Source organism: Haladaptatus sp. HS23 (assembly GCF_056892285.1).
Map to the genome: position 1 here is coordinate 763,417 of NZ_JBXGLH010000002.1, position 17,907 is coordinate 781,323.

A 17,907-nucleotide genomic window follows, 5' to 3' on the forward strand; every position below is an offset into this window, starting at 1 on the left:
TTTCGCTGGCGAAACGTTTACCAGCGCCATACCCGTAGCGGTGGGCGATGACCGACGCGAACCGGGGTGATGTGTGAGTGGAACTCATCATTACCGAGAAGGACAACGCCGCACGTCGAATCGCCGACATCCTTTCCGGCGAGAGTGCGGAGGCCGATCGACAGAACGGCGTCAACGTCTACAAATGGGGCGGCAAGCGCTGTATCGGCCTGTCGGGCCACGTCGTCGGGGTAGACTTCCCCCCGGAGTACAACGACTGGCGCGACGTGGAACCGATAGAACTCATCGACGCTACCGTCGAGAAGCAACCGACCAAGGAGAACATCGTTCGAACGCTTCGTTTGCTCGCGCGCGATGCGACCCGCGTGACCATCGCGACCGACTACGACCGCGAGGGCGAACTCATCGGGAAGGAAGCGTGGGAACTCGTCCGCGAAGTGAACGAGGACGTCCCCATCCAACGGGTCCGGTTCTCCTCCATCACGAAAAACGAGGTCTCCTCGGCGTTCGAGAACCCGGACGAACTCGACTTCGATTTGGCGGCCGCGGGCGAAGCCCGCCAGATAATCGACCTCATCTGGGGGGCCGCGCTGACGCGGTTCCTCTCGCTTTCGGCGCGGCAACTCGGCAACGACTTCATCAGCGTCGGGCGAGTTCAGAGTCCGACCCTGAAGCTCATCGTGGACCGCGAACGCGAGATTCAGGCGTTCGACCCCGAAGCCTACTGGGAACTGTTCGCCGACCTGCAAAAGGACGACGAGGCGTTCGAATCGCAGTACTTCTATCGCGACGAAGACGGCAACGAAGCCGAGCGCGTCTGGGACGAGGAGACGGCCGAGAAAGCGTACGAAACGCTCTCGGGGGCCTCGCAAGCGATAGTCGAGAGCGTCTCGCGGCGGACGCGGACCGACACACCGCCCGCGCCGTTCAACACGACGCAGTTCATCCGCGCGGCGGGCAGTCTCGGCTACTCCGCCCAGCGTGCGATGAGTATCGCGGAGGACCTCTACACCGCCGGGTACATCACGTACCCGCGGACCGACAACACCGTCTACCCGGACGATTTGGACCCCGAGGAACTCCTCGATACGTTCGTCGGGGACTACCACTTCGGCGAGGACGCCGATGGCCTGCTCGAACAGGACGACATCGACCCGACCGAAGGGGACGAAGAGACCACCGACCACCCGCCGATTCACCCGACGGAGGACATCCCGACGAAGGGCGATTTGAGCGACGACGAGTGGGACGTGTACGAACTGGTCGTTCGGCGCTTCTTCGCCACCGTCGCCGAGTCGGCGAAGTGGGAACACCTGAAGGTGGTGTCCATGGTCTCGGAGTTGACCCTCAAAGCCAACGGAAAGCGCCTGCTTCAGGAGGGCTACCACGCGGTCTATCCGTACTTCAACACCAGCGAGAACTACGTGCCGAACGTGGAGGAGGGCGAGACGTTGGCCATCACCGACACTCGAATCGAGGACAAGGAGACCCAACCGCCACGTCGGTACGGCCAGTCCAGACTCATCGAAAAGATGGAGAAGATGGGCATCGGGACCAAATCGACCCGTCACAACACCATCCAGAAGCTCTACGACCGCGGCTATTTAGAGAGCGACCCGCCGCGACCGACCCGTCTCGCACAGGCCGTAGTGAAGGCCGCGGAGGATTACGCGGACCTCGTCGTGAGCGAAGCGATGACCCGCGAACTCGAAGAGGACATGACCGCCATCGCCAACGGCGAGGCGAACTTGGACGACGTGGCCGACTCCTCGCGGGAACTCCTCGCGACTGTGTTCGACGAGTTGGAGGAGTCGCGGGAGGAGATCGGAAAACAGCTTCAACAGTCCCTCAAGGAGGACAAGACACTGGGGCCATGTCCCGACTGTGGCGAGGACCTGCTCGTCCGACAGAGCAGGCGCGGGTCGTACTTCGTCGGCTGTGACGGCTACCCCGACTGCACGTACACCCTCCCGCTGCCGAACAAGGGCAAGCCGCTCATCTTGGACGAAACGTGTGAGGACCACGACCTTCGCGAGGTGAAGATACTCGCCGGACGGGGCACCTTCGTCCACGGCTGTGCGCTCTGCAAGGCGGAGGAGGCCGAGGAAGCCGAAGACGAGGTTATCGGGGAGTGTCCCGAGTGTGGCGAAGACCACGGCGGCGAACTCGCCATCAAAAAACTCCAGACCGGTTCCCGGCTCGTCGGCTGTACGCGGTATCCCGACTGCGATTACTCGCTGCCGCTCCCGCGCCGGGGCGAAATCGAAGTGACGGACGAGCGGTGTGCGGACCACGACCTGCCGGAACTCGTCATCCACAACGGGGACGAACCGTGGGAACTCGGCTGTCCCATCTGCAACTACGAGGAGTTCAAACAGCGCGAGGAAAAGAGCGGACTGGAAGCCATCGACGGAATCGGCTCGAAGACGGTCGAAAAGCTGGCCGACGTCGGTATCGAGAACATCGAGGACCTCAAAGACGCCGAGGTCGAATCGGTCGCGGACGAGGTCAGCGGCGTCAGCGAGGACCGACTGCGAAGTTGGCAGGCGAAGGCTGACTAAGCGATTCGGCGCGGAATTTTCTCCCGGTCGTTTCCTCGAACTGCCGCTTCACCAAACAACTCGACGCCGTTCCCGAGTAGCGGTTCGAACGACCGACGAACTCGACTTACCGCTACTTTTGTTCCGCCGGAGAGGCGAACGACGAGAGTCGGCGTGCGATAGGACCCCGCGAGACCAACAGCGACACAACCGCAAGTCGTTAGCATCTTCTCCGGAAAATCTCCGATTTTCCGGGCCGACGAACCCCCAACGGGGTGAGGAGGTTTTTGGTCCAGCTTTTGCCAGGGAGTAAGGCAGAGAGCGAGCGCGGGTCGCGCTCGCTCTCTGCTCACGACCGCAGCAAAAGGTGGTGGTGCGATTCGAAGCTGTTTTACCCGGGAGTTTTGAAAGGAACGCTATGACCGCGCCATGGGACGACTGGGACCATATAACTAAACTCGACCCGGACAAAAGCCTCGCGGATGGCGATACGTTCGCCGACGTGTGTGCGACGGGGACGGACGCGCTCGAAATCGGCGGAACGCTGGACATGACACAGGAGAAGATGCAGCGGGTCATCGACGCCTGTGCGAAGTACGACGTGCCGCTCTATCAGGAGCCGAGCAATCCCGCCGTGGTCGTGGAGAGCGACGCGTTGGACGGCTACTTCGTGCCGACCGTGTTGAACACGCGGGACGTGGCGTGGATAGCCGGACTCCACAAGGAGTGGATTCGGATGGGGGACGTGGACTGGTCGGAGACGCACACCGAGGGATACATCATCCTCAACCCCGAGGCCAGCGTCGCGGAGTACACCGACGCCGATTGCGACCAGACGGCGGAGGACGTGGCGGCCTACGCCGAACTCGCGGAACGGATGCTCGGCCAGCAGATAATCTACATCGAGTGTTCGGGTACGTTCGGCGACCCCGAAGTGGTCGCGGCGGCACAGGACGCACTGGACGAGGCGACGCTGTTCTACGGCGGCGGCATCCACGACTACGAGTCGGCAAACACGATGGCTGAACACGCCGATATCGTGGTCGTCGGTGACCTCGTCCACGACAACGGGGTCGAGGCCGTCCGCGAGACGGTCGAGGGTGCGAAGGAGGCGAAGAAGGCGCGCGCGGAGTCGGCGTGAACGGATTCGTTTTTCGTCGGTCGTTCGAGGAGTAGCGACGTCGTTTTGTGAGCGCGGGAAACCACGGTGGCGATAGAACCGCTGAGAACCCCGAATCCAAGGTTGAAAAATAAACGAACGGAATATTCATATATTCATGGAACGGATATTCGGTCGGGATACACATGTCCGCACTCGAAACGGTCGGTCTGACGAAGTACTACGGCGAGACGCGAGGCATCGAAGACCTCACGCTCGCCGTCGAATCGGGCGAGGTGTTCGGCTACCTCGGCCCGAACGGGGCCGGGAAGACGACGACGATTCGGACGCTTCTCGGCTTCATCACGCCGACCGACGGCGAGGCGACGGTTCTCGGATACGACGTGCGAGACGAACGCGCGCTCATCGAAGCGAAGCGCCACATCGGCTATCTACCGAGTGACCCCGGGTTCGACACCGGAATCACGGGGCGGAAACTGCTCGACTACCACGCCGAACTGAAAGGCGACGTGCGGAGCGACGAACTGCTGGAGCGGTTCGACCCGCCCGTCGACCGCGACATCGGCGAGTACTCGCGGGGGAACGTGCAAAAACTCGCCATCGTACAGGCGTTCATGCACGACCCCGACCTCGTCATCATGGACGAACCCACCTCGGGGTTGGACCCGCTGATGCAGGAGCGGTTCTACGAGTTCGTCCGCGAGGAGCGCGACCGCGGGACGACGATATTCTTCTCCAGTCACATCCTGAGCGAAGTTCGAAAGGTGTGTGACCGCGTCGGCATCATCCGCGACGGGCAACTCGTCACGCTCGAAGCCGTGGAGACGCTGCTTGACAGGAGCGGAAAACACGTCCGCGTCGTCGTCGCCGAGGCGGTCGAACGGTCGGACTTCGAGTTCGAGGGCGTCCACGACCTGACGGTGGACGGGACGATTTCGTTCACGTTCACGGGGGACTACGACGTGCTGCTCGACCACCTCCAACGGTACACCGTTAGGGACCTCGAAATCGACGAAGCGCCGCTGGAAGACATCTTCATGCGCTTCTACGGGGACGAGGAAATCGACGAGGAAGCAGAGGCCGACGGTCCGACGGGCGACGAGACCGAAGCGACGGATGCCGTCACCGTCGCGGACGACGGGGGTGAGGACGATGTTTGAGATTACGCGTTACGAGTTTGACCGACGGGTCAAAGGAGCGGTCGTGCTCGCGGTCCTGCTCGCCGTGATGTCGTTCGGCATCGTCGCGCTCTTTCCCTCCATCGAGACCTCCGGTGCCGACCTCGAAGCGTACTGGCAGAGCCTTCCGCCGGCGATGAAAGCGGCGTTCGGCGCGTCCGGCGGCGCGTTCTCGCTGACGACGATGGAGGGATTCCTCGCCGTCGAACTGTATCAGTTCTTCTGGCTCCTCCTGCTCGGCATCTACACGGCGTACATCGCCGGCGGCCTCATCGCGGGCGACGTGGAGCGCGGGCGACTCGACGTGCTCCTCGCGACGCCGGTTTCGCGCTCGAAAGTGATCATCGAGAAGTTCCTCTCGCTCGTCCCGACGCTGGTCGTGTTGAACGTCATCGTCGGCGCGGTGGTCTACGTGAGCGTCGTCGCCATCGGCGAGTCGGTATCGCTTTCGGACCTCGTCGTCGCACACCTGCTGTCGATTCCGTATCTGCTCGCCTGCGGGGCAATCGGCCTGCTGCTCTCGGTGGTGTTCGACCACGCGGACGTCGCACAGCGCGCTGGCCTCGGAGCCATCTTCGCGCTGTTTCTGCTGGATTCCGTGGCGAGTTCGGCCGACATGGGATGGCTCGGTGCCATCAGTCCGACGCACTACTACGACCCGACCGCGATTCTGGTTTCGGGCGAGTACGACTGGACTGGAGCCGTCGTCTTACTCGCCGGAATCGTAGTGCTTGTGCTGGTGAGCCGCGTCATCTTCCAACGTAAAGACATCTCATGAAAGGTTTCAGCGACGACGAACGCGACCGCATCCGCCGTCTCCTCCTCGACGACGGCCGAGACATGTTCGAACGATACGGCCTCAAGAAGACGACCATCGCCGACCTCACCGACGCGGCGGGCATCGCCGACAGCACGTTTTATCGATTCTTCGACTCGAAGGAGGAACTGTACTTCGAAATCCTCCAGCGAGAAGGTCACGCGCTCGCCGACGAACTCGTCGACAACTCCCTCGCGAGCGAAGACGACCCCGAGCGGGCCATCGCCACGTTCATGCGGCTGCTGGTGGAGACCATCGAGGAGAATCGGCTGATGCGACGACTGCTCGTGGAGGACGAGTTTATGGAAGTGATGCAGATGGTCGGCGACATCTCGCCGGAGGAGTTCGAGGAACGACGGGCGGAGTCCCTCGCCTACGTCCTCCCCTACATCGAAGCGTGGCAGGAAACGGGGGACGTTCGAGCGGGCGACCCGGAAACCATCGCGGGAGTAATGGGGACCGTGAAGTTGCTTCCGCTCTATCGCGACCAGATCGGCCGCGACTACTACGAAGCCGTCCGGGACATGTTCATCGAAATCGTCGCCGCCGGACTCACCCAGACCGGCGAGTAGTCCGTTTCGGCGCGTGTGAACGGCTCTTCTGTCTGTAGATGACGACGAAAATGAGGGCGTTTAAGCCCGCCGCGGAAGAACTGCGCCGTATGCAGAACCGAACCTACACCGCGGATGCCGAACCCGGCGACACCGTCACGGTCGCTGGCTGGGTCCACGAAATCCGCGACCTCGGCGGAATCGCGTTCCTCATCGTCCGCGACACGACGGGGAAGATTCAGGTCAAGTTCGAGAAGGACGACATGGACGAGGACCTCGTGGAAACCGGACTCGGCGTCAACCGCGAAAGCGTCGTCGAAATCACGGGCGACGTGAAAGAGGAACCGCGCGCACCGACGGACGTCGAAATCGTCCCGACGGACGTGGATGTCATCGCGGAGGCCGAACCGGAACTCCCGCTCGACCCCAGCGGCAAGGTCGACGCCGACCTCTCGACGCGCCTCGACAACCGAACGCTCGACGCACGCAAGGACGACGTGGAGGCCGTGTTCAAGATTCGCGCCGAAGTGCTTCGCGCCGTCCGCGAGACGTTCCGTGACCTCGGGTGCAGCGAAATCAACACGCCGAAAATCGTGGCGACGGGGACGGAGGGCGGAACGGAACTGTTCCCCATCACCTACTTCGGCGAGGAGGCGTTCATGAACCAGTCGCCGCAGCTGTTCAAACAGCTCATGGTCGGCTCCGGACTCGAACGCGTCTTCGAAATCGGCCCCATCTTCCGCGCGGAAGAACACAACACGCCGCGGCACCTGAACGAGGCGACCAGCATCGACTTCGAGAGCGCCTTTTACGACCACCACGAGGCGATGGACGCCTGCGAAGCGGTCGTCAAGGCCGCCTACGAGGCCGTCGCCGAAAACTGTGGGGACGAACTCGACGCGCTCGATATCGACTTCGAAGTCCCCGAGGGCGACTTCCCGCGACTCACCTACGAGGAGGCAATCGAGCGCATCAACGCCACCGGCGAACTCGACGAGATGCTCGTCTGGGGCGACGACCTGCCGACCGAGGGCGAGAAGGCGCTCGGTGAGGACGTGGGCACCCACTACTTCATCACCGACTGGCCCAGCGAAATCAAGCCGTTCTACATCATGGACCAGGACGACGAGGAACTTTCGACCGGGTTCGACATGATGCACCCGCGCATGGAACTCGTCTCCGGCGGCCAGCGTGAACACCGCTACGACCGCCTCGTGGAAGGGTTCGAACAGCAGGGATTGGACCCCGAGGCGTTCGACTACTACACGAAGATGTTCAAGTACGGCATGCCGCCGCACGCCGGATGGGGCCTCGGCGGCGAGCGACTCATCATGACGATGCTCGGGTTGGATAACATCCGCGAGGCAGTGTTGTTCCCACGCGACCGGCAACGGCTCTCGCCGTAACGGTCGCGTGGGAGAGGAGTGAAGCGAAGCGAAACGACTCATTTCCCGCGAGATCGCGAACGTCTGAGCCTGTAGGCGAAGACGTTGCGAGCCACCGAGGACGACGACGAATTTTAACCGTTATACGCTGTCGCCCGAAAGCGACGGGTATGAGCGACGAGGTTGGCCGTGCGTTCGTTCCCGGCCACATCACGGGCTTTTTCAGCATTCACGAGGCCGACGACCCCGAACGAGCGGGGTCCCGAGGGGCGGGGGTGGCGCTGTCGGAAGGCGTCACCGTGACCGTCGAACCAGCCGAGGAGACGAGTATCGAACTGAACGGCGAGTTCGCCGCCGTCGAATCCGGGCGGCGAGTGTTGGACCACCTGGACGAGACGGCGTACATCTCGGCCGAGACGTCACTGCCGCTCGGCGCGGGGTTCGGCGTCTCGGGCGCGGTCGCGCTCGGGACCGCGTTCGCCGCGAACGGTGTTTTCGGCGATGGGCGGTCGGAAAACGAACTCGTGACGCTCGCACACAAGGCGGAAGTCGCGGCGGGAACCGGACTCGGCGACGTGGTGGCTCAGGCCCGTGGAGGAATTCCCATACGACTCGAACCGGGCGGACCCGAACACAACCGCCTCGACGGCGTGCCGACTCGGGCAGAAATCGAGTACCTCTCGCTCGGCGAACTGTCCACCGCCGAGGTGCTCTCGGGGAGTACGAGTCGACTCTCGCAAGCGGGCGTGGACGCGCTCGTCGCACTGGTGAATCAGCCGACGTTGGAGACGTTCATGGCCGAATCGAACGGGTTCGCGGAGCGAACCGGCCTGCTGACCGAAGAAGTTCGGGAGGTCATCGACGACGTCCACGCGGCGGGCGGGGCCGCTTCGATGGCGATGTTGGGTAAGACCGTTTTCGCGCTCGATTCGGGGCTCTCGGACGCCGGGTACGACGCCCACGCCTGTCGGACGCACCACGCCGGAGCGACGCTGCTGGAATAACCCGAGAACCGAATCACGGCTGTTTTGCCACTCCGCTTCGGAGGGGCGGGTATGACCGACGAGGTGGACATTCCCGAGGACCATCCCCGATACCACTCGCTCCTCACGCGGCATCGAATCGAGGAGGGCGTAGAGAAGGGCATCACGAGCAAGCAGGGACTCATCGCCGAGGGACGCGGCGAGTCGTTCGACTACCTCCTCGGCGAGGAGACCATCCCGAGTGCGGACGAAGCGGAGCGTGCGGCGGCGGCACGACTGCTGCTCGCAGACCACGCCGTCCTCTCGGTGAACGGCAACGTGGCCGCGCTCGTTCCGGGCGAAATCGTCTCGCTCGCCGAGGCCACCGGCGCGGACATCGAAGTCAACCTGTTCGGACGGACGGAAGAGCGCATGCGGGCCATCGCCGACCACCTCCGGGAACACGGTGCGGAGAACGTGAAGGGACTCGCCGCGGACGCGCGGATACCCGGACTGGAACACGAGCGGGGCAAAGTGGACGCGGACGGAATCTTCGACGCGGACGTCGTTCTCGTCCCGTTGGAGGACGGCGACCGGGCCGAAGCCCTCGCCGAGATGGGGAAGACGGAAATCGTCATCGACCTGAACCCCCTCTCGCGCTCGCCGCGAACCGCCGCGATTCCGATAGTCGACAACATCATCAGGGCGGTGCCGAACATCACACGACACGCTCACGAACTCGCGGATATGTCCCCCGAAGAACTGGAAGCCATCGTCGCCGAGTTCGACCGCGAAGCGGCGCTCGACGACGCGGAACGGGCGATTCGTGACGTTTAGTCGGTGAGGGACTCCCGAATCGGTTCGGCCCACGCGGGCCACTCGGGGCGTTCCTCGGCCGAGAAGGTGGGGTCGCCGGACATCGCCTTGATGGCTCTCGCGTCGTCCAGACTCCAGACCGCGCCGTCCTCGTGGAAGATTCCGCTGACGAGGCCCTGTTCTCGCCGATAGACCTGATAGGCCGGTTTGACCATCAGCGACCAGAAGAAGTTACCAATTCCCGCCTCCTGAATCAGCGGCGCGAGCGAGGAGTAGTTGGGCGGATTGGTCCCCTCTCCCCTCCGCGGCGGAGAGAGCCGCTGCCACTCCGACAGCCAGATTGGGCGACCGAACCGGCGTTCCGCCGCGTTGATCTGCCGGAGCAACCGTCGGTACTGCGCTTCGGTGTGGGCGAAGTTCTTGTGACACTGAAACACCTCGCTACCCCACTCGCGGTACTCCTCGTTGTTGGGTATGTTGGTCGAACCGACCGACAGCGGAACGGTCCCTTGTTGACTCGACAGCGTTCGGAACATCGCCTCCGCGAACCGCATCTTCCACGGCCGCCAACACGGTTCGTTGATGAGTTCGATGGCGAGCAGGCGGGAATCGTCCCGGTAGCGTTCCATGAACCACCGGATGAACCGCTGCGGGAGGTGCCATCGGTTCGAGTGTTCCATGATTCCCCGCGACGGCGAGAACACCGGACGAGCGGTGAGCGGGTCGTCGTTCGTCAACTGGTGGTTCGTGGGATTCGTTCCGATACCCTCGAAGATGCCGAGGAGAACCCGCAACCCGTGATTCGCCGCCGTGGTCAGGAAGTGTTCGAGTCGGAACCAGAACCGCGTCGGGTCGCGTCGCCACGCCTCGAAACTCAACCACACCCGCAACGCGTTCAGGTTTATCCGACTGGCATAACAGAGGTCGCGCTCGATGACGGCGGAATCGTAGCCGTGCCACATCTGAAACGTGTTGTACGCTCTGGACGGGAAGTAGATGGCTCCGCGAACGTCCACCGGGGCGTCCGCTTCGTCGTTCGTCGCGCCGTCACCGGGCAGGCAATCGACGTCGGTTACGGTTCGCCGCCCCAAATCCCCCGTCACGCCGATACCGCAGGCTACCGCACCGAGTTGGAGCACCGCTCGCCGCGTTTGATTTCGTCCCCCCATTCGCGTATCCAATTCACCAATCCACTGCGTGAACTATACCGTTTGTGTACGGTTTCTGTGGGTTCGGCTCTGGAATCACCGTCCGTAGAAACGGTTAAATAGTGAAGTTCGTTTCACCGAACGTGAAAGAACAGGAGCAGGTCGCCGCGTTCGTGGCCGACAACGACATGGAGAGCGACCCGGCGTATCGAATCCTCGATTTGGCGGCGGAAGTCGGCGAGATAGCCGCCGACGCGACGAAATCGACCGAGTGGGGTGACGACCCCGAGGCGGTCGACGTGAAGCGGGACGAAATCGGCGACGCGCTGTTCTCGTTGCTCGCGGTGGCGGACGCATTCGACGTGGACGCCGGGAACGCGTTGGACGACGCGCTCGAAAAGTATCGGGGGCGAATTCGGAAGACGGGGAATGCGAGTTCGGGGAAAGAGTAGTCGAAACGGACGGTTACATCGGAAGCCGTTCTCGGGCGAACCGCTTGAGCAGCGGGATGTCCTCCCAGTGGAGGAGCTTCATGATGCCGCGGAGCCTGCCGTTGTTAGCGTTCGCGCGCGAACTGTGGCTGAGCTGTTTGAGGTCACGAATGAGCGTGTCGTAGCGCTCGTTCTCCGCGAGGTAGAGGAGTTGTGTCATCAACAGTCGCGTCCGCATCTCCGGGGCGACGTCGCCGTGCCAGAGCTTGTCGTAAATCGACATCTTCTCCGCGGAGGTGTCCGAAGCGCTGGTCATGAAGCATCGGTCGGCGGTTATCGCCGCCGCGCGAGCGGACTTCATGCCGGTGTGAATCCCTTCGCCCCAGAGCGGGTCGATGGTCGGCACGGTGTCGCCGACCGCCATGAAGTTGTCCGTGGAGAGGCCGCCGGGCATCTGGATGTGGGCGGACCCTCGGTGTTGTTTCCCCTCCATCCGTTCTGCGTTCTCGAAGCGCGGGTCGGTGTCCAACCAGTGCTGGAGGTAGTCGTCGATTCCCATGCCCTCCTTGGCGTAGTCGTGGTGGCTCTCGTTCTGAATGTAACAGAGGCCGACCTTCGCCGTGTCCTCGCCGGTGTGGAAAATCCACGAATAGCCGCCCGGCGCGAGGTTGTGGTCGAGTCGCAGCATCATCGCGTCCGTGAGGTCGGCGTAGCCGTCGGGGTCCACGTCGACGCCTTCCATCTCGAACTCGACGCCGATGGCCTGATTCTCGCGTTTCAAGTTGCTTACGCCCAGGCTCTTCGCGAGGGGCGCGCTCGGGCCGGTGGCGTCGATGACGATGTCGCCGTACACCTCTTGGTCCCCGGCGTAGCGGACGCCGACGATTTCGTTGCCGCTCATGATGGGCTTCGAGACGCGGGCGTCGAACCAGTATTCGGCACCCTCGTCCCGTCCGTCGGCCACCAAAAACCGCTTGAAGTCCGCGAACTCGAGGACGGCACCGGGTTGCGATTGGACGAAGTGCTCGCTCGGCGATTCGAGGACCACGTTGTCGGTGTAGTTCATCACCACGTCGTCCGGAATGCCGAAGGCCGCCATCATCGAGGAGAACGTCCCGGCCGTGGACTTGTTGCTCTGCCGCGGGAACGTGTCTTCCTTTTCGGCTTCGAGGACGACGACGTCGTAGCCTCGCTGGGCCAAGTCCCGCGCACACTGTGCGCCCGCCGGGCCGGCACCCGCGATGATAACGTCGAAATGCTCGCTCATTCCATCACCCTTCGGTCGAAGAGCGAGGTTCGTTGCTCCGCTGTTCCGGTCGCTCGAACTGACGAGGGGTCGGCCGCCGTTCGGCCGTCGGTGGCGTCGCAAATCCGGCCAGTGTCGAGGGAGTCGGGTAAAACGGTCGTCGCGGCGGGGGAGTACCCGACACCGCTGACGACAGCGCGTATCTCCGCAGTCATCTCTATACGTTCTTACCGGCCACGTCATAAAAAACAGACGCAAACGGCCGCGAGAAACGGATTTGGTCGTACGGCGTGGGTCAGAAATCGAACGGGAGGCATCGCGGAACTATCGAGGGAGGCCGAGAGACCGGTCGCTATCGACACGAACGAAAATAAAAGAAATCGAACCGTCGAGAACGGGTCCGTGATTCAGTAGAACTCGCGCACGAGGTCCATCGCGTCCTCGGGTGCGCCGTCGGGAATCTCGGACATGCTGCCCTCGATGCCGTGGAGTTCGCTGTACGGAACGCTGTCCTCGTCCTGATAGATGACGCCCTGATACTCCTTGCTGGCGTCGAGAATCTTGTCCTTGGCCGTGTCGTAATCCGAGGAGTCGTGGTCCTCGTCCGCGAGGTCGACGATGGAGTCGCGGAAGTAGTCGTACGTATCCACGTCGTTGAACGTGACACACGGCGAGAAGACGTTCACGAAGCCGAAGCCGTCGTGTTCGATGGCCTTCTGAACGATTTCCGCGTGTCGCTGTGCGTCCGTCGAGAACGACTGTGCGATGAACGTCGCACCCGCCGAGAGGGCGAGAGCGAGCGGGTTGACCGGCGGCTGTTTCGGGCCTTCCGGCGTCGTGCTCGTCTCGAAGTCCTCGCGGCTGGTCGGCGAGGCCTGTCCCTTCGTCAGTCCGTAGATGCGGTTGTCCATGACGATGTAGGACATGTCCACGTTCCGGCGCACGGCGTGGATGAAGTGACCCACACCGATGGAATAGCCGTCGCCGTCGCCGCCCGCGACCATCACTTCGAGGTCGGGGTTGGCGAGTTTGACGCCGGTGCCGACCGGGAGCGCACGTCCGTGCACACCGTGAATCGCATAGGAGTGCATGAACGTCCCGATCTTACCGGAACAGCCGATACCAGCGACGACGAACGTGTCGTCCGGGCTGTTGCCGGTTTCGGCGAGTGCCTTCATCATCCCGTTCATCGTCCCGAAGTCACCGCATCCGGGACACCACGTCGGTTGCTTGTCCGACTTGAAGTCGGTGAATCGAACGTCTGAGCTCATGCTTCTATCTCCTGTCCGAGTTTCGCCTTGATGTCTTCGGCCAACTCGTCGGCCTTGAACCGAATACCGTTGTACTTGTTTATCCGCTCGACACGGGTAAGCGCGTCGTGTTCGAGAACGTCCGCGAACTGCCCGGTCGCGTTACACTCTATCACGATGACGGTGTCCGCTTCCTCGATGTCCTCGGTGAGGTCCGGTCGCGGGAAGATGTACGGAACCGAGAGGAACCGAACGCTCACGTCGTCCGCTTCGAGGAAGTCGAGGGCTTCGCGCATCGGCCCCTCGTTCGACCCCCACGAGATAACGAGCGTGTCGGCGTCCTCGTCGCCGAACTCACGCGGATTCCAATCTTCCTCTTCCTGTGCCGTCTCGACCTTGCGGTTCCGCTTGTCGACCTGCTCGACGCGGATTTCGGTGTCCTCGGTCCGACGACCGAGCGCGTTGTGTTCGAGACCGGTGGACATGTGAGCGCCGCCCTTCGTTCCGGGGAACGCACGGGGACTGACGCCGTCGGCGGTCGGGAAGTGCGGTTGGAACCGGTCCTTCTCGTCCGTCCACGCCTCGATGTCGTCCTCGTCCACGATGTTCCCGCGCTCGATTTCGACCGCGTCCATGTCGAACACCTCGGGCGAGAACGTCTGTTCGGTGACGGCCATCGCGAGGTCCGCGAGCAGGAAAACCGGCGTCTGGTACTTCTCGGCGAAGTTGAACGCCTCGATGGTCTTGTGGAAACACTCGGCGACGTTCGTCGGTGCGACGACGAACCGCGGAATCTCGCCGTGGCCACCGTACAGCGTCATGTTCAGGTCGCCCTGTTCCTGTTTGGTCGGCATCCCGGTCGAGGGACCGGAGCGCATCACGTCACAGATGACGAGCGGCGTCTCGCTCTGTGCGATGAGGCCGAACGTCTCGGTCATCAGGTCGATACCGGGACCGGACGTCGCCGTCATCGAGCGTGCGCCCGCCCGCGCCGCGCCGAGCGCCATGTTGATGGCCGACAGTTCGTCCTCGGCCTGCATCACGGTGCCGCCGAAGTGTTCGATTCGGCCCGTGAGGTACTCCATGACGTTGGTCGCCGGCGTGATGGGATAGCCGGAGTAGAAACGACAGCCAGCAGCGAGCGCACCCATCCCGATGGCCTCGTCGCCGTTGAGCAGGACGTAGTCGTTGTCCGTCGTTTCCACGTCGTAGTCGAAGTCGTGGTCGTACTCGTCTTGGACGTACTCCTGTCCGAGACGGGCGGCTTCCTTGTTGTTCTCGACGATGGCCTCACCCTTCGAGCCGAACTTCTTGTCGAGCGCGCTGTCGAGGTTCTCGATGGGGAAGTTCGCCACTTCACACGCCGCGCCGAGCGCGACGGTGTTTTGCATGATGGTTCCGCCCGCATCCTTTGCGAGACTGCGAAGCGGAACGGCCAATCCGATCATCTCTTCAGGGATGTCGACGTCCTCCATCTCCGTTCGCTCCCCGTCGTAGATGATAACGCTGTCCTCGTGAAGTTCGTCGAGGTTCTCGTCGATGGTCCGCTGGGTCAGTGCCACGAGGATGTCCAGTCGGTCGACGACGCTCTCGACTTGCTCGGTAGACGACCGGATCTTGTACGCGGTGTACCCTCCTCGAATACGGGACGCGAAGTCCTTCGAAGTGAAGACATGTCGGCCCGCACGGGAGAGTGCCTGCGCAAAGATTTTCCCGGTCGAATCGATTCCATCGCCGGCTTCGCCGCCGATGGCCCAGTTCAGGTCTTGCATCACTGCTACGTTACCCGGTGGCAAATCAAAAGCCTTCTGAAGCGGAGTCGGCGAAGCGACAAGGAATTTGGTTCTTACGGCCATCGGTCCACGTATGGATGGTACCGAAGTCGAAGTGAAGGCCGTGAGAAACGTCGGGAAAGGAACAGTTGTGCTGGAGATCGAGTCACCGCCGGGGTTCGACGCCCGGCCCGGACAGTTCCTACAAGTCGCCGGAACCGTCGATGGTGAGACGGTCACGCGTCACTACACCCTCTCTTCCCCCGACGCCGACGGGACGTTCGACATCACGGTGGGCGTCGACCCCGAAGGAGACCTCAGCCCGTGGCTTGCGGAGCGCGCGGCCGGAGAGACGGTGGCCGTCGCTGGCCCGTTCGGTCACTCGTACTACGAAGGGGAGTCCCGCGTCATCGTCCTCGCGGGTGGGCCGGGCGTGGGTCCGGCGGTCGGAATCGGCGCGCGCGCGCTGGCGGACGGGGGCGACGTAACCATCGTGTACCGTGACGACGAACCGGCCCACGAGGAGCGACTGCGAGAATTAGAGGCCGACGGCGCGACGGTACTCGTCACCGAGGAATCGCTGGCCGAAAGCGAGGCGGTACGGGACGTTCTCTCGCGCGCGGACGGGCAAGTCTTCGTGTACGGGTTCGCGGACTTCCTGTCGGAGGCACAGGAGGTGTTGGCGGCGACGGGACACGACCCTGACGACGCGAAGGAGGAAAACTTCGGCTGACGTTCCAAAAAACAATACCCTTTTATCACGCCGTGAAAATAACCCTCACTCAATGGGTCTCAGATGTTCGCTGATAGGACATGACTACGGCGAGTCCGAAATAGAGCGAGAGCGCGAAGAGCAGGGTAACGAAGTCGTCGTGACGGTTCGGGAGTTCAAGGAGTGCCGACGCTGTGGGAACGAGACGGTCGTGAGCGAGAACAAGGAGGTGACGGCGATAGAGGAACCGGAACCGACGCCGGAACCCATCGAGAGCAGATCGGCGGACCGACAGTCGGAACCACCGACCGAGACGGAAATCATCGACTCCTCTCCCACCACGGAACCCGAATCCGAAACCGAATCCGAACCGGAACCCGTGACGTTCAACGACGACGACTTCGAGCCGCCGGAGAGTGCCGAGGACGACGACGGCGTCATCCTCGAAGACGACGAGGAGGTGAAAGACGACGGCGAACGCGGACACGGCGAGTGGCCCGAAGCGGACGATACGAACGTGGAAGACCAAGCGGGCGAGCCAATGGACTGGCCGGATACGGGACTCGAAGACGAGGGATTCGACGCACAGGTCGGCGACAGCGGCGACGCGGAAGTGAGCTTCGGCGGGAGTTTGACCCCCGAAAGCGCACCGGCGATGGACGACGATACGGAGTTCGTAGAAGCCGAACCGGGCGAGGAGACGGGATTCGTTCGGACCACGCGACCCAACCCGCAAACGGATACCGGGTTCACGCGGGCGCGAGAAGCGCCCAAACCCGACCAAGCCTCGAGTTCGAGCGCCGACGCGGAACTCGTCTGTCCCGAATGCGGACAGTTCGGGGGAGCAGCGTCCGGGTCGTCGCTTCGTGCGGGCGACATCTGCCCCGAGTGTCGGAAGGGATACCTAAGCGAACGAGAATAGACGCGACGCGAAAAGAGTAAACATCCACCCCTCCAATCTGGGTCCAACTCATGAAAGAATACAAAATGCGACGCGGTGAGCATCTCGAAGACCGAATGCCCGACCTGAAAGCGAGCATCGAGGACTACTTCGGTTCCGTAACGACGACAGAGGAATTCAACGGCCACGACCTCTACGTTGTCGAGGAACCCGACAACCCGGTGTTCAAGCGAATCGTCGCCGGTGCGGCGTCTTACAGCGGGAAGAAGGACAAACTCGCCGTGGACTTCCAAGAGCGTCCCGCGGAGGACGTCATCGCAGAAGGTAACGCCGACGCCGCCGCCGACGCGGTGAGCAAGAAAAACGAGTTCCTCCTCGAAGCGACCGGCCGTGACGCGAAAGCGCGCCGCGACTCGCTGAAGCGGACCGTAGAAGACGACGCGGATAAGCCGGACAGCGTCTAATCCCGACCGAGTTTTGTTCGACTGATGCTGACACTGGTGGGCGTGACGATGAGTTGGTCGTCGCCCTTCTGAACGATATCGCCGTTGACTTCGCGGGCGACCTGTTGCAGTTCGTCCGTGATACGCTCGACGGTGGTATCCTGCGTTCGAAGCCGAGTGATATCGGCGATGACGATGTCGCCGTCGTACACGGCGTCCTTGATGTCGATGACGTCCTGCTGGCCTTGGATTTCCGCGATGTGAACGCTGACGCGCGATTCGTCGGGCGCGGCATCGAAGTCGTCCAAATCTAGCTCGACGTAATCCCCGGCGCCTCCCGAAGGGGCCTCGCCGAGAATCTTATCCATGAATCCCATAGAACTACGGGGCCATCGAACGAGTATAGTTCTTACGTCAGACGGCGCATACGAAAACGTGACGGCGGCAGACGGAACGGTTCTAACGAGCCCCCATTGTGACAAATTAAGTAGGGAAATAGTGTGAGAGAATACCGTATGACTCCAATGAAGGGACGGGCGAAACCGGACCGTTCAGCGGGGCGTGTTGATTTCGATACTGCTGAATTAGAGCGACGTACGACGCGTTCGCCGGAAAACGGACTTTTTTCGTCACGG

At 62.5% G+C, this 17,907-nt stretch carries 19 protein-coding genes; 12 read left to right on the forward strand and 7 right to left on the reverse strand.

Going from position 1 to position 17,907, the window contains the following annotated elements; translation table 11 throughout:
- Positions 1-77 precede the first annotated feature (77 nt).
- Positions 78-2,561, forward strand: coding sequence for a DNA topoisomerase I (locus tag AC1XDK_RS10180; RefSeq protein ID WP_483349775.1), 2,484 nt, complete (start codon positions 78-80; stop codon positions 2,559-2,561).
- Here the strand turns inward: AC1XDK_RS10180 and AC1XDK_RS10185 are convergent.
- A complete protein-coding gene (locus AC1XDK_RS10185; RefSeq protein ID WP_483349776.1) occupies positions 2,558-2,767 on the reverse strand; it encodes a hypothetical protein in 210 nt (69 codons plus the stop codon). The genes AC1XDK_RS10180 and AC1XDK_RS10185 overlap by 4 nt on opposite strands.
- Before the next feature lie 191 nt (positions 2,768-2,958).
- Here AC1XDK_RS10185 and AC1XDK_RS10190 point away from each other — a divergent pair, with 191 nt between their 5' ends.
- The 7 genes from AC1XDK_RS10190 to AC1XDK_RS10220 all read left to right on the forward strand — a co-directional run bounded on the left by AC1XDK_RS10190 (position 2,959) and on the right by AC1XDK_RS10220 (position 9,390).
- Entirely contained in the window at positions 2,959-3,681 is a 723-nt protein-coding gene (locus AC1XDK_RS10190; protein ID WP_483349777.1) for a phosphoglycerol geranylgeranyltransferase, read from the forward strand.
- Positions 3,682-3,845: 164 nt separating this feature from the next.
- Positions 3,846-4,820, forward strand: a complete 975-nt coding sequence (locus AC1XDK_RS10195; protein ID WP_483349778.1) for an ABC transporter ATP-binding protein — start codon at positions 3,846-3,848, stop codon at positions 4,818-4,820.
- The gene (locus AC1XDK_RS10200) at positions 4,813-5,616 is read left to right on the forward strand and encodes an ABC transporter permease subunit (protein ID WP_483349779.1); all 804 of its coding nucleotides are present in this window, start codon (positions 4,813-4,815) and stop codon (positions 5,614-5,616) included. Before AC1XDK_RS10195 ends, AC1XDK_RS10200 begins: the two co-directional genes overlap by 8 nt.
- The gene (locus tag AC1XDK_RS10205; RefSeq protein WP_483349780.1) at positions 5,613-6,227 is read left to right on the forward strand and encodes a TetR/AcrR family transcriptional regulator; all 615 of its coding nucleotides are present in this window, start codon (positions 5,613-5,615) and stop codon (positions 6,225-6,227) included. The genes AC1XDK_RS10200 and AC1XDK_RS10205 overlap by 4 nt, the downstream gene beginning before the upstream one ends.
- Positions 6,228-6,316: 89 nt before the next feature.
- Positions 6,317-7,612, forward strand: coding sequence for an aspartate--tRNA(Asn) ligase (gene aspS, locus AC1XDK_RS10210; protein WP_483349781.1), 1,296 nt, complete (start codon positions 6,317-6,319; stop codon positions 7,610-7,612).
- A gap of 149 nt (positions 7,613-7,761) precedes the next feature.
- The gene (locus AC1XDK_RS10215) at positions 7,762-8,595 is read left to right on the forward strand and encodes a pantoate kinase (RefSeq protein WP_483349782.1); all 834 of its coding nucleotides are present in this window, start codon (positions 7,762-7,764) and stop codon (positions 8,593-8,595) included.
- 51 nt (positions 8,596-8,646) lie between these two features.
- Entirely contained in the window at positions 8,647-9,390 is a 744-nt protein-coding gene (locus AC1XDK_RS10220; RefSeq protein WP_483349783.1) for a 4-phosphopantoate--beta-alanine ligase, read from the forward strand.
- On the opposite strand, the gene AC1XDK_RS10225 is transcribed toward AC1XDK_RS10220, so the two are convergent.
- Positions 9,387-10,538 carry a glycoside hydrolase 5 family protein gene (locus AC1XDK_RS10225; RefSeq protein ID WP_483349784.1) on the reverse strand — a complete coding sequence of 384 codons (1,152 nt, stop codon included), beginning with the start codon at positions 10,536-10,538 and terminating at the stop codon, positions 9,387-9,389. The genes AC1XDK_RS10220 and AC1XDK_RS10225 overlap by 4 nt on opposite strands.
- A gap of 122 nt (positions 10,539-10,660) precedes the next feature.
- On the opposite strand from AC1XDK_RS10225, the gene AC1XDK_RS10230 reads away from it, so the two are divergent.
- Positions 10,661-10,969 carry a nucleotide pyrophosphohydrolase gene (locus AC1XDK_RS10230; protein ID WP_483349785.1) on the forward strand — a complete coding sequence of 103 codons (309 nt, stop codon included), beginning with the start codon at positions 10,661-10,663 and terminating at the stop codon, positions 10,967-10,969.
- Positions 10,970-10,982: 13 nt separating this feature from the next.
- Here the strand turns inward: AC1XDK_RS10230 and AC1XDK_RS10235 are convergent, their stop codons facing one another.
- From AC1XDK_RS10235 to AC1XDK_RS10250, 4 genes are all read right to left on the reverse strand, one after another.
- Positions 10,983-12,215: a digeranylgeranylglycerophospholipid reductase gene (locus AC1XDK_RS10235; RefSeq protein ID WP_483349786.1), complete on the reverse strand. Its 1,233-nt coding sequence runs from the start codon at positions 12,213-12,215 to the stop codon at positions 10,983-10,985.
- Positions 12,212-12,409, reverse strand: coding sequence for a hypothetical protein (locus AC1XDK_RS10240; protein WP_483349787.1), 198 nt, complete (start codon positions 12,407-12,409; stop codon positions 12,212-12,214). The genes AC1XDK_RS10235 and AC1XDK_RS10240 overlap by 4 nt, the downstream gene beginning before the upstream one ends.
- A gap of 192 nt (positions 12,410-12,601) precedes the next feature.
- Entirely contained in the window at positions 12,602-13,465 is an 864-nt protein-coding gene (locus AC1XDK_RS10245; RefSeq protein ID WP_483349788.1) for a 2-oxoacid:ferredoxin oxidoreductase subunit beta, read from the reverse strand.
- The gene (locus AC1XDK_RS10250; RefSeq protein WP_483349789.1) at positions 13,462-15,219 is read right to left on the reverse strand and encodes a 2-oxoacid:acceptor oxidoreductase subunit alpha; all 1,758 of its coding nucleotides are present in this window, start codon (positions 15,217-15,219) and stop codon (positions 13,462-13,464) included. The genes AC1XDK_RS10245 and AC1XDK_RS10250 overlap by 4 nt, the downstream gene beginning before the upstream one ends.
- 91 nt (positions 15,220-15,310) lie before the next feature.
- On the opposite strand from AC1XDK_RS10250, the gene AC1XDK_RS10255 reads away from it, so the two are divergent.
- From AC1XDK_RS10255 to AC1XDK_RS10265, 3 genes are read left to right on the forward strand one after another with little or no spacing between them, the layout of a single operon-like run.
- Positions 15,311-15,949, forward strand: coding sequence for an FAD-dependent oxidoreductase (locus AC1XDK_RS10255; protein WP_483349790.1), 639 nt, complete (start codon positions 15,311-15,313; stop codon positions 15,947-15,949).
- A gap of 52 nt (positions 15,950-16,001) precedes the next feature.
- On the forward strand, positions 16,002-16,850 hold the full coding sequence (locus AC1XDK_RS10260; protein WP_483349791.1) for a DUF7093 family protein: 849 nt from the start codon (positions 16,002-16,004) through the stop codon (positions 16,848-16,850).
- 50 nt (positions 16,851-16,900) lie between these two features.
- On the forward strand, positions 16,901-17,293 hold the full coding sequence (locus tag AC1XDK_RS10265) for a DUF5611 family protein (RefSeq protein ID WP_483349792.1): 393 nt from the start codon (positions 16,901-16,903) through the stop codon (positions 17,291-17,293).
- Here AC1XDK_RS10265 and AC1XDK_RS10270 read toward each other — a convergent pair.
- Complete coding sequence (locus AC1XDK_RS10270) at positions 17,290-17,649, reverse strand: cell division protein SepF (RefSeq protein ID WP_483349793.1); 360 nt, start codon at positions 17,647-17,649, stop codon at positions 17,290-17,292. The two genes, AC1XDK_RS10265 and AC1XDK_RS10270, sit on opposite strands and share 4 nt — an antisense overlap.
- Between the last annotated feature and the right edge of the window lie 258 nt (positions 17,650-17,907).